Origin of the sequence: Saccharothrix syringae, assembly GCF_009498035.1 — a bacterium.
GTDB classification, from domain to species: Bacteria; Actinomycetota; Actinomycetes; order Mycobacteriales; family Pseudonocardiaceae; genus Actinosynnema; species Actinosynnema syringae.
Genome location: NZ_CP034550.1, coordinates 4,582,852 through 4,596,033, shown reverse-complemented (window position 1 = coordinate 4,596,033; position 13,182 = coordinate 4,582,852). Strand labels below are relative to the sequence as shown.

At 75.3% G+C, this 13,182-nt stretch carries 13 protein-coding genes; 6 read left to right on the top strand and 7 right to left on the bottom strand.

Going from position 1 to position 13,182, the window contains the following annotated elements; genetic code table 11:
- Positions 1 to 21 precede the first annotated feature (21 nt).
- Entirely contained in the window at positions 22 to 405 is a 384-nt protein-coding gene (locus EKG83_RS19935; protein WP_051766401.1) for an ATP-binding protein, read from the bottom strand.
- A gap of 139 nt (positions 406 to 544) precedes the next feature.
- The gene (locus EKG83_RS19930; RefSeq protein ID WP_033433120.1) at positions 545 to 1,195 is read right to left on the bottom strand and encodes a response regulator transcription factor; all 651 of its coding nucleotides are present in this window, start codon (positions 1,193 to 1,195) and stop codon (positions 545 to 547) included.
- A gap of 151 nt (positions 1,196 to 1,346) precedes the next feature.
- Here EKG83_RS19930 and EKG83_RS19925 point away from each other — a divergent pair, with 151 nt between their 5' ends.
- Together EKG83_RS19925 and EKG83_RS19920 are read left to right on the top strand one after the other, a co-directional pair.
- Positions 1,347 to 2,573, top strand: coding sequence for a sensor histidine kinase (locus EKG83_RS19925; protein ID WP_051766400.1), 1,227 nt, complete (start codon positions 1,347 to 1,349; stop codon positions 2,571 to 2,573).
- A complete protein-coding gene (locus tag EKG83_RS19920; protein ID WP_033433119.1) occupies positions 2,570 to 3,229 on the top strand; it encodes a response regulator transcription factor in 660 nt (219 codons plus the stop codon). The genes EKG83_RS19925 and EKG83_RS19920 overlap by 4 nt, the downstream gene beginning before the upstream one ends.
- Here EKG83_RS19920 and sigJ read toward each other — a convergent pair.
- Both sigJ and EKG83_RS19910 read right to left on the bottom strand, forming a co-directional pair.
- Positions 3,196 to 4,110: an RNA polymerase sigma factor SigJ gene (gene sigJ / locus EKG83_RS19915; protein WP_051766399.1), complete on the bottom strand. Its 915-nt coding sequence runs from the start codon at positions 4,108 to 4,110 to the stop codon at positions 3,196 to 3,198. The genes EKG83_RS19920 and sigJ overlap by 34 nt on opposite strands.
- On the bottom strand, positions 4,107 to 4,841 hold the full coding sequence (locus EKG83_RS19910; protein ID WP_033433118.1) for an SDR family oxidoreductase: 735 nt from the start codon (positions 4,839 to 4,841) through the stop codon (positions 4,107 to 4,109). Before EKG83_RS19910 ends, sigJ begins: the two co-directional genes overlap by 4 nt.
- Positions 4,842 to 4,949: 108 nt before the next feature.
- On the opposite strand from EKG83_RS19910, the gene EKG83_RS19905 reads away from it, so the two are divergent.
- Positions 4,950 to 5,432, top strand: coding sequence for a hypothetical protein (locus EKG83_RS19905; protein WP_033433117.1), 483 nt, complete (start codon positions 4,950 to 4,952; stop codon positions 5,430 to 5,432).
- 87 nt (positions 5,433 to 5,519) lie between these two features.
- Positions 5,520 to 7,571, top strand: coding sequence for an ATP-binding protein (locus EKG83_RS19900; protein WP_051766398.1), 2,052 nt, complete (start codon positions 5,520 to 5,522; stop codon positions 7,569 to 7,571).
- On the opposite strand, the gene EKG83_RS19895 is transcribed toward EKG83_RS19900, so the two are convergent.
- Positions 7,545 to 9,560 (bottom strand): MMPL family transporter, encoded by a 2,016-nt coding sequence (locus EKG83_RS19895; RefSeq protein ID WP_033433116.1) that lies wholly within the window; start codon positions 9,558 to 9,560, stop codon positions 7,545 to 7,547. The genes EKG83_RS19900 and EKG83_RS19895 overlap by 27 nt on opposite strands.
- Positions 9,561 to 9,633: 73 nt before the next feature.
- Between EKG83_RS19895 and EKG83_RS19890 the strand changes: the two genes are divergently transcribed.
- Both EKG83_RS19890 and EKG83_RS19885 read left to right on the top strand, forming a co-directional pair.
- Entirely contained in the window at positions 9,634 to 10,098 is a 465-nt protein-coding gene (locus tag EKG83_RS19890; protein ID WP_033433115.1) for a MarR family winged helix-turn-helix transcriptional regulator, read from the top strand.
- A gap of 51 nt (positions 10,099 to 10,149) precedes the next feature.
- A complete protein-coding gene (locus EKG83_RS19885) occupies positions 10,150 to 11,295 on the top strand; it encodes a glycosyltransferase (RefSeq protein WP_033433114.1) in 1,146 nt (381 codons plus the stop codon).
- A 210-nt stretch (positions 11,296 to 11,505) separates the two neighbouring features.
- On the opposite strand, the gene EKG83_RS19880 is transcribed toward EKG83_RS19885, so the two are convergent.
- Together EKG83_RS19880 and EKG83_RS19875 are read right to left on the bottom strand one after the other, a co-directional pair.
- Positions 11,506 to 12,672, bottom strand: coding sequence for a sensor histidine kinase (locus tag EKG83_RS19880; protein WP_051766396.1), 1,167 nt, complete (start codon positions 12,670 to 12,672; stop codon positions 11,506 to 11,508).
- Complete coding sequence (locus tag EKG83_RS19875) at positions 12,669 to 13,094, bottom strand: hypothetical protein (RefSeq protein ID WP_033433113.1); 426 nt, start codon at positions 13,092 to 13,094, stop codon at positions 12,669 to 12,671. The genes EKG83_RS19880 and EKG83_RS19875 overlap by 4 nt, the downstream gene beginning before the upstream one ends.
- Positions 13,095 to 13,182: the final 88 nt, after the last annotated feature.

Below are 13,182 nucleotides of genomic sequence, written 5' to 3'. Positions count from 1 at the left end.
TCGTCACCCGGGCCGCGACGCTCAGCGCGCGGGCATCTCGCACCACACGACCTTGCCGCCCGGCCGGGGCTCCGCGCCCCAGCGCGCGGTCAACCGCTGGACCAGCGCCAGCCCCCACCCGCCCGACGCGCCCACCGCGCGCGGCGCGGGCAGCACGGGGCTGTCGTCGGAGACCTCGATCCGCAGGCCGCGGGCCAGGCCGGCCAGCCGGAGCAGCGGGGCACCCGCGGTGTGGCGCAGGGTGTTGGTGACCAGCTCGGAGGCGACCAGGACGACGTCGTCGTGGTTGCCGCGGTAGTTCCAGTCGGTCAGGGTCTTGCGCACGAACTCGCGGGCCAGCGCGGCCGCGCCCCTCCCGATCGGCGCGCTGAACTCCGCCACGGGGTTCGACAAGGAGAGGTCCACGTCACCACGATGGGGCACGGGGGGCCGGCGGCCCAGACGCAGCGTCACCGGTGCGGCTGGTGCAGGTGCACCAGCCGGCCCGTCGGCCGAACGACCCGAGGTGCGATGGCCGGCCCGGGACGAGCCCACCACCAGCCCCTCAGTCGAGCAACCCGGCACGACGCGCGATGGCCACCGCCTCCAGCTTCGACCGCGCGCCCAGCTTCTCCAGCACCCGCTGGACGTGGTTGCGCACGGTGTTGCGGGCCACGCCCATCCGCTCGCCCATCTCGTCGGTGCTGGCGCCCTCGGCGAGCAGCAGCAGGGCTTCCCGCTCCCGCGTGGTCAGCGCCACGCCCGCGGGGGCGGTGCGCCCGGTCAGCCGGCCCAGCACACCGGCGAGCAGGGCGCCGTCGAACACCACCTCGCCGGCCGCCACCCGCCGCACCGCGGCGGTCAGCTCGTCCAGCCGGGACGACTTGAGCACCAGGCCGGCCGCGCCGGACTCGGCGGCGCGGGAGGCCGCGGACACGGTCGCCTCGCCGGTCAGCACGAGCACCCGGGCCCCGGCGCCGACGAGGCTCGGCACCGCGTCGAGGCCGTCGCCGTCGGGCAGTCGGCGGTCGAGCAGGACCACGTCGGGCCGGTGGTGCCCGACCTCCGCCACGGCGGCGGCCACCGAGCCCGCCGTCGCGACCACCTCGACCTCGTCGGAGTCCTCCCAGGCCAGCCGGATCGCCTCGGCCACGAGGTGGTGGTCCTCGACCAGGACCACGCGGACGGGCGCGGGCGGATCGGGTACGTGCGACATGGCGGTTCCTCGGGGCTGGTCCGGCTCACCACCCTAGTGGGTTCGCGCCGGGCCGGTGGCCGGGTCGGCGCGGTGGGCCACCCCTCCCGGCGCCCGGCAGCAGGCAGGCGACGAACCCCGGGAGGACCGCACCACCCGATACGGTGGACGGATGACCGGTTCGGGGGAAAAGGTCTGGGCGCGTCGCGCCCGTGCCGCGACGCGCCTCCTCGCGCTCGTCCTCTTCCGCGCCCCGGGCACGCCGGTCACCTCGCTGGGCCTGCGCCGCCTCCGCTGGGCGGTGGCCGTCTCGGTGGTGTTCCTGGCGCTGGTGCAGTTCCCGGTGTACCTGAGCGCGGGCCCCGAGGGCCGCCTCGCGCTGGGCGCCCTGCTGACCGCCGTGCCGGTGCTGGTGTCGACCACCCACCCGCTGCACGCGTGGCGGATGACCGCGCTGCTGCTGCTGGTCGTGCCGCAGACCCACAACTCGGGCCGGCTGAGGATCGACTGGGGCTGGCCCTGGACCGTCGGCCTGGCGGTCACCGTCGGCTTCGTCTTCTACGTCCTGGCGGAGGGCGAGCGCGGCCCGGTGGTGGTCACCGCCTGGGCGCTGACCGCGGTGGCGGCGGCGCCGCACCTGCCGGACTGGCGCGACCTCGTCCTGGCCTCCGCCCTGGTCGCCTGCGCGGCGCTGCTCGGCCACTCGACGCGCCTGCGCAGGCAGGCCGACCGGCGCCGGGTGGCGGAGCGGGCGCGGGAGGTGGCGCTGGAGGAGCGCGCCCTCATCGCGCGGGAGCTGCACGACGTGGTCAGCCACCACATGTCGGTGCTCGTGCTGCGCGCGGACGCGGCGACCTACCGCCTGCCCGGCCTGGCGCCCGAGGTCCGCGCCGAGTTCCAACTGCTCCAGGACCTGGCGCGGGACGGGCTCACCGAGATGCGGCGCATGCTGGGCGCCCTGCGGTCGCCCGACGACGAGGTCGCGACCGCGCCGCAGCCGGGCCTGGACGACGTGCGGGAGCTGGTCGGGCAGTTCCGCGCGGCGGGCACCGAGATCGACCTGGACGTGCGGTGCGGGCCCGCGCCGCTGCCGGTCGGGGTCGGGCCCTCGGCCTACCGGGTGGTGCGGGAGGCGTTGAGCAACTGCGCGCGGCACGCGCCGGGCGCCCCGGTCGCGGTCGGCCTGGTGGTGGCGGGGGACGCGCTGCGGATCACGGTGTCGAACCCGGCGGCGGCCCGGCCCGCGCTCGACGGCGGCGCCGACCGGCCGCGCCAGGGCCTGGCGGGCATGGCGGAGCGGGTGCGGGTGCTGGGCGGCTCGTTCCTGGCGCGGGCCACGCCGGACGGGGGTTTCGCGGTGGTGGTGGAGCTGCCGCTGACGGGTGGGGGGAACGGATGACCACGAGGGTCCTGATAGCCGACGACCAGGCGATGATCCGGGAGAGCTTCCACGTGGCGCTGGGCGCGCAGCCGGACCTGGAGGTGGTGGGCGAGGCGGGCACCGGCGCCGAGGCGCTGTCGCTGGTCTCGCGGCTGGCGCCGGACGTGGTGCTGATGGACGTCCGGATGCCCGTCATGGACGGGCTGGAGGCCACCCGCCGCATCCTCGACCGCCCCGGCGACCCGCCGCGGGTGCTCGTGCTGACCACGTTCGACCTCGACGAGTACGTCTACCGCGCGCTGCGCGCGGGCGCCGGCGGCTTCCTGCTCAAGGACGCGCCGCTGGTCGACCTGGTGAACGCGGTGCGGGTGGTGGCGGCCGGGCACTCGCTGTTCGCGCCGTCCGTCACCACCCGGCTGGTCGCGGCGTTCGCCGCGCGGGCGCGGGACCGGCCCGACGACGCGGTCCTGCGCCACCTGACGCCGCGGGAGCTGGAGGTGCTGCGGCTGGTCGCCCGCGGCCTGTCCAACACCGAGATCTCGGACGCCCTGACCATCGCCGGGCAGACGGCCAAGAGCCACGTGAGCCGCGTGCTGGCGAAGCTGGGCGCCCGGGACCGCGCGCAGGCCGTGGTGCTGGCCTACGAGTCGGGCCTGGTGACCCCCGGCGGGTAGGGCCCCACGGCGCGCGGCAGCTTGTCGGGCGCCACGACGAAGTCCACCCGCCGCACCAGGCCGCCGACCGGGGTGAACGAGCAGACGTAGCGGGTGCTGCCGTCGGCGCGCAGCACGGCGAACCCCGGGCCGCCGTTGACGGTCAGCGGTCGCAGGTGCTCGCCTGCGGCGATCTTGCGGACCACGCCGACCAGGAAGCGGCCCACGCGGTCGGCGCCCAGGACCGGGCGGCGGGCCACGCCGAGCAGGCCGCCGCCGTCGCTGGTGAGCACCACGTCCGGGTCCAGCAGGCCGAGCAGGGCGGCCAGGTCGCCGCCCCGGACCGCGCCGAGGAACGCGTCCACCACCCGGCGGTGCTCCGGTCCCGCCACGTCCACCCGGGGCGCGCGGGCCGTGACGTGCGCCCTGGCCCGCACGGCGAGCTGCCGCACCGCGGCCGGGCTGCGGCCCACCACCTCGGCGATCTCGGGGAACGGCATGCCGAACACCTCGTGCAGCACCCACGTGGTGCGCTCGGCCGGGGTGAGGGTTTCCAGGACGACCATGAGCGCGAAGCCCACGCTGTCGTCCAGGGTGACGCGCTCGGCCGGGTCGGGCGAGCGGGTGTCGACCAGCGGCTCCGGCAGCCACGGCCCGACGTACCGCTCCCGCCGCACGCGCGCCGACCGCAGCACGTCCACCGCCCGCCGGGCCACCGCCACCACGGCCCAGCCCTCCACGTCCAGGACGGGGTCGCGGCCGTCTGCCTCGACGAGCTTCAGCCAGCAGTCCGAGACCACGTCCTGCGCCTCGGCCAGGGTGCCGACGATGGAGTAGGCGATGCCCACCAGGCGGGGCCGGACGCCGGTGTACTCGGCGGCCAGCCGCGCGACGCGGCTCACGACCGCACCGAGTCCAGGTAGTCGGCGAAGGTCCGCCGGCCCTCGGTGTACTCCCCCTGCGGCGTCAGGGCCCCGGTGGCCAGCCCCGCGGGCCCCTCGGCCAGCTCCTCGACCCGCAGGTCGTCGCCGCGCCGGGCGACGACCTGCCGCGCCATGTCGACCAGCCGCAGGCGCTCGGGACCGGCGATGGGCGGCACGAACCCCCGCGGTTCCCCCGCGGCCAGCTCGACCAGCCTGGCCGCGACGTCCTCGGTCGACACCGGCTGCGACAGCATCGGGGGCACCTGGGCGACCGGGCCGCTCGCCTGGGCCAGCACCTGCCCGGCGAACTCGAAGAACTGGGTGGCGCGCAGCACCGTCCACGGCACGTCACCGGCGGCGACCAGCTCCTCCTGGCGCCGCTTGCCGAAGTAGTAGTCCAGGTCGACCACGTCGGCGCCGACGATGGACAGCACCACCAGGTGCCGCACGCCCGCGCGCCCGGCCGCGGCGAGCAGGTTGGTGGTGACGGTGCCGAAGAAGCGCTCCGCCTCCTCGCGCGTCCAGACGGCGGCGTTGGACACGTCGACCACCGCACCGCACCCGGCCAGCGCCTCGTCGAGCCCGGCGCCGGTGATCAGGTCGACGCCGGTGGACCGGCCGATCACCACGGCCTCGTGCCCGGCCGCGCCCACCGCCTCGACGACCTTGCGCCCGACGACACCCGTGCCACCCGCAACCGCGATCTTCATCTCTGCGTCCCAGTCTCCGTGGAAACCATGTCACCTGGAGGACGGTGCGGCGGGCGCGCCTGTGACAGGGCGGCTAACGGAACCGCCCGTTCGAGCGAGTCCACGGGCGTGAAGATCATGTTCGCCCTGCTGCTGGTCCTGGTCACGGGCTGTGCCACCACGGTGACGGGCTCGGGTGCCGGCACCGCGACCACCACCACGGCCGGCAGGACCACCGCGAAGAAGAGCACCGCGGTGGAGACCACCCCCGAGGAGACCACCCCTGCGGAGCCGACCCCCGACGCCGACCCGGTGCCGCTGCCGACGATCGACGAGGGCGCGCCCGCGCAGTACTGCGACCAGCCGTTCGCGGGCGCCCTGGGCAAGCCGATGCTGGCCGTCGTGGTCGAGACCCCCTCCGGTCGGCTCGACTGCGACCAGGCCGCCGCGGTGCTGTTCGACTACTACGCCGAGCGCCGCGACCCGACCCCCGGCCTGCCGCCGCTGGCGGTCGGCCCGATGACCTGCAACCAGGTGCCCGAACCGGCGCTGCCGCAGGTGGTGTGCTCGGACGGGGTCGACGTCGTCTACTCGACGTGGCCCCAGACCTGACCCGGTGGTCCGGACCCGACCCGCACTTCTGCGGTGCGCCCGCGCCGGCGGTGAGGTGCACTCGTCCCTGCCGAGAGGTGGAGCGCGGTGAACGAGGTGGGCCGGGTCGAGGGGACCGCCGTCCAGGCGGGCACCCTGCACGGCGGCGTGCACCTGCACGCCCCGAGGCCCACCCGTCCCGTGCCCCGGCAGCTGCCCGCCGACGCGTCCTGCTTCACCGGCCGCCGCGAGCAGTTGGCCCGCCTGGACGCGCGGAAGGGCGCCCTGGTGCTGATCACCGGCACGGCCGGGGTGGGCAAGACCTCGCTCGCCGTGCACTGGGCCCACCACCACCTGGCGGACTTCCCCGACGGCCAGCTCCACGTCGACCTGCGCGGCCACTCGTCGCGCGGCCCGGTGACGCCGGGTGAGGCGCTGACGGGTTTCCTGCACTCGCTCAACGTCGCCGCCGAGCTGATCCCCGTGTCCGACGAGGACAAGGCGGCCCTGTACCGCTCGCTCACCCACGACCGCAGGCTGCTGGTCCTGCTGGACAACGCCTGCACCGCCGAGCAGGTCCGCCCGCTGCTGCCCGCTTCCGGGACCGTCCTGGTGACCAGCCGCAACCGCCTGGCCGGGCTCGTGGCCCGCGACGGCGCGGTGCGGGTGGGCCTGGACGTGCTGCCGTCCGCCGAGTGCGTGGCCCTGCTCCGGGCGACGGCCGGCGCGGAGCGCGTGGACGCCGACCCCGAGGGTGCCGCGCGGCTGGCCGAGCAGTGCGCCTACCTGCCGCTGGCGCTGCGGGTGGCGGCCGAGCGCGTGGCCGCCGACCCGTTCACCACGCTCGCCGGCCTGACCGCCGAGCTGGTCGCGGAGGAGGACCGGCTGGACCTGCTGTCCGACGAGGAGGACGAGTCGTCGGCGGTGCGGGCCGTGTTCTCCTGGTCCTACCGGGCGCTGTCCGAGGAGGTCGCCGGGGCGTTCCGCGCCTTCGGGCTGCACCCGACCGCCGAGGCGTCGCTGCCCGCCGTGGCCGCGCTGCTGGGCACGCCGGTCGGCCGGGCGCGCCGCGCGGTCGACGCCCTGGTGGCCGCGCACCTGGTCCAGCGCACCGCCAGGGACCGCTACCGCGTGCACGACCTGCTCCGCGCCTACGCGGTGGAGCTGGCCAACGACGATCCGGGCCGCGACGGCGCGATCCGCCGCGTCCTGTCCTGGTACCTGCACACGGTGGCGGCGGCCGACCACACCCTCATACCTTCGCACTGCCAGCACCCCCTCCCCGCCACCGAGGTCACACCGCAGGCTTTCATCGACAGGGTGGCGGCGTTGCACTGGTGCGAGGTGGAACGGGCCAACCTGGTGGCCTCCGTCGGCCTCGCCGCCACCAGCGGCGCGCACGACCTCGCCGGCCGGTTCCCCATGTCGCTGTGGGCCCTGTTCGGCCTGCGCAAGTACTGGGACGGCTGGCTGCCGATGTTCGAGAGCAGCCTGGTCAGCGCCCGTGCGGTCGGTGACCGGCACGCGGAGGTGTACGCGCTCTGGAGCCTCGGCGTCGTCCACCAGGAACTCGGGCAGCACGACCGCGCCATCGCCCGGCACCGGGAGGCGTTGGCGGCCAGCCGCGAGAACGGCGACCGGTGCAACGAGGCCGGCACCCTGACCAGCCTGTCCACCGTCTACCGCTCGCTGCGCCGCTTCTCCGAGGCGCTGGACTGCCTCCACGAGTCCCTCGCCCTCCGCGAGCGCACCGACGACCAGCACGGCCTCGCGGCCACGTTGAACCAGCTGGGCTCGGTGTACCGCGACCTGGGGCGGCTGGACGAGGCGCTGGACCACCTCGGCCGCTCGTCGGAGATCCGGCAGCGGATCGGGGACCGGCACGGTCAGGGGCTCGTGCTCAACAGCCTGGCGGCGACCTACGAGTTGCTGGGCAGGCTCGACGACGCCGCGACGCACTTCCGCCGGGCGATCGAGGCGCACCAGGAGGTCGGGAACGTGTTCTGCGAGGCCCACGCCCTGGACTGCCTCGCCGATCTGCTGCACCGGCTCGGCGACGCGCCCGCGGCCGAAGCCGCACGACGGCGCGCCACCGAGGTGCACGACCTCGTCGGCACCCCCGAGCCGGCCAGGTCAGTCCTTCCCGCGCCCCAGCCGTGACGGCCACCAGATCCGCCTGCCCACGTCCACGGCCAGCGCGGGCACCAGCAGCGACCGCACCAGGAACGTGTCCAGCAGCACCCCGAAGGCCACGATGAACGCGATCTGCGCCAGGAACAGGATGGGCAGCACCGCCAGCGCCGAGAACGTCGCCGCCAGCACCACCCCCGCCGAGGTGATCACGCCGCCGGTCACGGTCAGGCCGCGCAGCACGCCCTCGCGGGTGCCCAGCGACACCGCCTCCTCGCGCACCCGCGTCATCAGGAAGATGTTGTAGTCGATCCCGAGCGCCACCAGGAACACGAACCCGAACAGCGGCACCACCGGATCGGCGCCGGGGAAGTCGAGCAGCCCGTTGAACACCAGCGCGGACACGCCCATCGTCGCCGCGAACGACAGCACCACGGTGGCGATCAGCAGCAGCGGCGCGAGCAGGGACCTCAGCAGCAGCGCCAGCACCAGGAAGATCACCACGAGCACGATCGGGATGATGACCAGCCGATCGCGCTCGGAGGTGTTCTGGGTGTCCAGCTGCGTGGCGGTGGGCCCGCCGACCTTCGCGTCGGCGCCCGGCACCGCCCGCACGGCGTCGCGCAGCCGCTCGACGGTGCCCACGGCCGCCTCGGAGTCGGCCGGGTCGGTGAGCACGACGTCCAGCCGGACCAGGCCCTCGGCCTCGCCGGCGGGCCGCACCTCGGACACGCCCTCGACCCGCGCCGCCCGCTCCACGGCCCGCGCCTGCCCGGCGTCGGCCAGCACGACGGCCGGCGAGCCGCTGCCGCCGGGGAAGTGCCGCGACAGCACCTCCTGCCCGGCCACCGAGTCGACGTCGGTGAGGAAGACGTCGGACTGGGCCGTGCCGGAGGCCCTGAGCTGGGGCACGAACGCCACGCCGACCAGCAGCACCAGGGTGGTGACCACCCACGTCGCGCGCGGCCTGGTGGCGACCAGGCGGGCCACCCGCGCCCACCGGCCGCTCGCCTCGGGGTGCGGTGAGCCGTGCGCGGGGCGCCGCGGCCAGAACGCGGCGCGGCCCAGCAGCGCCAGCACCGCGGGCAGGAAGGTCACCGACGCCAGGAACGCCGCGCCGATGCCGATCGCGGCGACCGGGCCGAGGCCCTTGTTGGAGTTGAGGTCGCTGAACAGCAGGCACAGCACGCCGAGCACGACCGTGCCCGCGGACGCGGCGATCGGCTCGACGGTGGCGCGCCAGGCGGCCTTCACGGCCAGGTAGCGGTCCTCGGTGTCGCGCAGCTCCTCGCGGAACCTCGACACCAGCAGCAGGGCGTAGTCGGTGGCCGCGCCGAAGACGAGGATGAACAGGATGCCCTGGCTCTGGCCGTTGAGGTCGAGCACGCCGCCGTCGGCGAGCAGGTAGACCGCGAGGCTGGCCAGGCCCAGCGCGAACACCCCGGACAGCAGCACCACGAGCGGCAGCAGCGGGCTGCGGTAGACCAGGACCAGGATCACCGCGACGACCGCGCCCGCCACGAGCAGCAGCAGGCCGTCGATGCCGCCGAAGGCTTCCTTGAGGTCGGCGACCTGCGCGGCGGGCCCGGTGACGAGCACGGTCAGCCCGTCGGGCGGCGAGGCCAGGGCCGACCGGATCCCGTCCACCGCGCCGGCCGGGTCCGCGCGGTCGACCACGACGACGAGCTGGGCGGCCTGGTCGTCCTGCCGGGAGGGGATGACCGGGGACGCCTCGCCGGGCAGCTCGCGGCCGGCGAGCCAGTCGCGGTCGGCCGGGGTGAGGCCGGAGGCGCGCTCGGCGACCACGACGGCGGGCAGGCCCTGGCCGTCCCCGAAGGCCCGGACCCGCTCGGCGACCTCGGTCGCCTCGGCGGAGGACGGCAGGAAGGCGGTGCTGTCGTTGACCGAGACCTCGCTGAGCTTGCCCGCGAAGGGACCGGAGAAGCCGCCGAGGGCGAGCCAGGCGACCGCCACCAGGGCGGGCAGCAACCAGCGGGTGCGGGAACGGGTCGCGTGCACGGGAGAATGTCCTCCGGGACCACGTAGTTCGATCATCGGATAGTTCGACGGTCGAAATTTACCGGGAGGGTGAATGGTCGACAACTCGACCTTGGTCAGGCTGCTGCGGCAGCTCACCGTCGAAACCGACCGGTTCGCCGAGATCTTCGGCGAGCGGCAGCGGATGCACCGGACGGACCTCAACGCCCTGGCCCTGATCATGGACGCGCGGTGGGGCGGTGAGCCGATGACGCCGGGCAGGCTGGCCGAGGCCATGAACCTGAGCCCGTCCGCGACCACCTCCGTGCTGGACCGCCTGGAGGCGTCCGGGCACGTCCAGCGCGCCCGCAGCGCCCAGGACCGGCGCAAGGTCGAGCTGCGCGTGAACGAGAAGGCGCTGCGGCTGGGCCGGGAGTTCTTCAGCCCGCTCGACGAGGCGTTCACCGAGGCGTGGGCCGGGTTCAGCGACGCGGACAAGGAGGTCGTGGCCCGGTTCCTCGCGGTGAGCGTGGACGCTACGGTGGCCGTTAGGGCAGCGCTGCCGGAACAACCGCGCTAACACCCCGTCAAAATTCACCCGCTGTGGAAAAACGTGGGTAGGCTCGAACCGGTGAAGATCCTGTTTTCGAGCCTCGGCACGCACGGGCACACCTACCCGCTGATCCCGCTCGCGATCGCCGCCCGCGAGTTAGGGCACGAGATCCTCTACGTCACGGACAAGTCCTTCGAGAAGCCCCTGACCGCGCACGGCATCGAGCACATCCCCGGCGGCCTCAGCACGCGCGCGGGGTTCGCCTCCCTGCTCCCCCCTGGCATGCGGCCCCAGGAGGTCCCGACCGAGCTGATCGCCGAGGTGTTCGGCAGCGTCATGCCGCGCGCCTTCGCCCAGGACGTCGCACCGGTCCTCGCCGAGCGGCGGCCCGACCTGGTGGTGCACGAGATCGGCAACCCCGGTGCGGCCATGGCCGCGCAGGTGGCCGGCGTGCCCGCGCTGTGCCACGGCTTCGGCCGCGTGTGGGCGGGCGACAACGCCGTGTCCGAGGTGGTGGTCGACCACCTCCGGCGGTTGGGCGCGGAGCTGGGCGCGGAGGTGCCCGCCGGCGGTCCCCTGACCATGGTGATGGGCAACCCGTACATCGACATCTGCCCGCCCTCGGTGCAGCTCCCCGGGGCCCTGGACCTGGCGGACCGCATCGAGCTGCGGCCCGTGCCGTTCGCCGAGCCCGGCGAGCTGCCCGGGTGGGTCCGCGAGCACCGCGAGCCGCTGGTCTACCTGACGCTCGGCACCGCCTTCGGCGACGCCGGGGTGCTGCGCACCGCGATCGAGGGCCTGGGGGCGCTGGACGCGCGGGTGCTGGTGGCCACCGGACCGGCGGTGCCGGAGGGCGCGATCGGCGACGTGCCGGACAACGTGGTCGCGCTGCCGTGGGTGCCGCAGGCGGAGCTGCTGGCGCATGTGGACCTGGTCGTCCACCACGGCGGCAGCGGCACCACCCTGGGCGCGTTCGGCGCCGGGGTGCCGCAGCTGGTCGTGCCGCAGGGCGCCGACCAGTTCGCCAACGCCGAGGCGGTGGCCGAGCACGGGCTGGGCGAGCGGCTGCTCGGGGAGGACGTCACCGCCGAGGCGATCACCGCGCGGGCGCGGGGGCTGCTGTCCGACGAGGGGGTGCGCGCCGCCGCGAAGGCGCTGGCCGCCGAGGTGGCCGGCATGCCGTCGCCGCGGGAGGTCGCGGCCACCCTGCCGCAGTACGCCTGAAACCCGGGTACACCTGAACCTCGGGCGCGCCCGAGCCTCGGGCGCGCCCGGACCTCAGGCACGCCTGCGCCCGGGTACGCCCGGACCCCGGGCACGCCTGAACCCGGGTACGCCCACTCCGAACACACCCGAACCCGGGCCCTCGGCACGCCCGAGGGCCCGTCCGGTGCCGGTCGGGGCACGAGGACCGACACCGGACGGGTGGGCGGATCAGCTCGACAGCGCGAGCCGGTCCGCCACCGGCAGCACGGCGGTCAGGCGGAACCCGCCGCCGTGCAGCTGACCGGCGGTGAGGTCGCCGCCGAGCACCGCCAACCGCTCCCGCAGGCCGGGCAGCCCGTGCCCGGTGGACAGCCCCCGCCGGGGCGCCGCACCACCGCCGTCGTCGGTCACCTCCACCTCCACCCGGTCACCCGCCCAGGTGAGCCGGACCTCGGCGCTGGCGTCCGCGCCGGCGTGCTTGGTGACGTTGGTCAGCCCCTCCTGCACCACCCGGTACACCGCGAGGTCCACGCTCGGCGCGACGGTGCGGGGCTCGCCGGTCACCCGCAGCGCCACGCCGACCCCGACGGCGCGGACCGAGTCGAGCAGGCGGGGCAGGTCGGCCACCCCGGACCGCGGCTCGGCCGGCCCGGTCACCCCGTCGGTGCGCAGCACGTCCAGCATCCGGCGCAGCTCGCCCATGGCCTCCTCGCCGACCCGCTCGATCGTGTCGAACACCCGGTGGGCGCGCGCCGGGTCGCGGTCGAGCACGCGCCGCCCGCCCGCCGCCTGGAGCACCACCACGGTCACCGCGTGCGACACCACGTCGTGCAGCTCCCGCGCGATCCGCGCCCGCTCCTCCACCACCGCCTGCCGGGCCTCCAGCTCGCGGCGCGCCTCCAGGTCGCGCGCGTGCTCCCGGCTGGTGCGCACCCACCGCCCGGTCGCCCACACCGACACCGGCAGCATGGTCAGGTAGGCGGCCGCGGCCAGCTCCACCACCAGGTCCTCGGGCGAGTGGATGTCGAAGTGCAGGGTCGCGATCCGGATCACGTACAGCAGCATGCAGACCAGGGCGCCGACCGCGACCTCGATCCGGCAGCGCACCGCCGCGGTGAACAGCCCCAGGTAGACCACGATCTCGGGCCGGAAGTCGAACCCGCTCAGCGGCTCGGCCAGCACGGCCAGCACCAGCACCGCGGCGAACACCGCCGCCGGGCGCCTGCGCCGGACCAGCAGGACGGTCAGGACCAGCCCCAGGTAGCCCATGGTGGACCAGAACCGCCGGTCCCCCACCCGCAGCGGTGCGTCGGAGAACAGGATCACGTCCATCGCGCACGCGGTCGCGGCGAGCGTGACGTCCGTGACGGTCGCCCTGAGGCGGCCCGGTGTCATTGACAGCGCTCGCAGTTGACCACGTTGTGGGCCGTGCAGGCGCCGCCCACCCTGCGCGGCCCGACGTCCCCCGGCGCGCCCGCGGACTCGAACGCCTTGCGCACGTCACCGCCGTGCGCGGCGATGGCGGCCGCCAGCTCGACCAGCTCGGGCATCACCGCGTTGGGCGCGTACCGCGACGCCGACTCCAGGTCGAGCACGGCGAGCTGCGCCCCGCCGACCCGCACCGCGTTCACCCCGGCGGGTGAGATCCGCTCGACCTCGCCCTCCCCCAGGCCGGCCAGCAGGACCTCGACCCGCAGGTCCCCGTCGAGCAGGCCCGGCGGCGGGTCGGGCACCACCACCCGGTCGGGCTCGACCAGCCAGCCCGGGACCAGGTCGCCCCCGTGGGGCTGCGCCGCCCCCTCGGTCCGGATGGACACGGCAAGACGCGTTCCCGACATCGTCATCCCCCTTGCTCCGTCGGTTGGGTCGTGGACGAGGAAAGCACCGACCGACGGCCCAATCGTC

Coding starts and splice junctions, on each gene's coding strand:
- EKG83_RS19930 (WP_033433120.1), bottom strand. CDS start 1,195: ATGTCGCACGTACCCGATCCGCCCGCGCCCGTCCGCGTGGTCCTGGTC.
- EKG83_RS19920 (WP_033433119.1), top strand. CDS start 2,570: ATGACCACGAGGGTCCTGATAGCCGACGACCAGGCGATGATCCGGGAG.
- EKG83_RS19925 (WP_051766400.1), top strand. CDS start 1,347: ATGACCGGTTCGGGGGAAAAGGTCTGGGCGCGTCGCGCCCGTGCCGCG.
- EKG83_RS19910 (WP_033433118.1), bottom strand. CDS start 4,841: ATGAAGATCGCGGTTGCGGGTGGCACGGGTGTCGTCGGGCGCAAGGTC.
- EKG83_RS19890 (WP_033433115.1), top strand. CDS start 9,634: ATGGTCGACAACTCGACCTTGGTCAGGCTGCTGCGGCAGCTCACCGTC.
- EKG83_RS19880 (WP_051766396.1), bottom strand. CDS start 12,672: ATGACACCGGGCCGCCTCAGGGCGACCGTCACGGACGTCACGCTCGCC.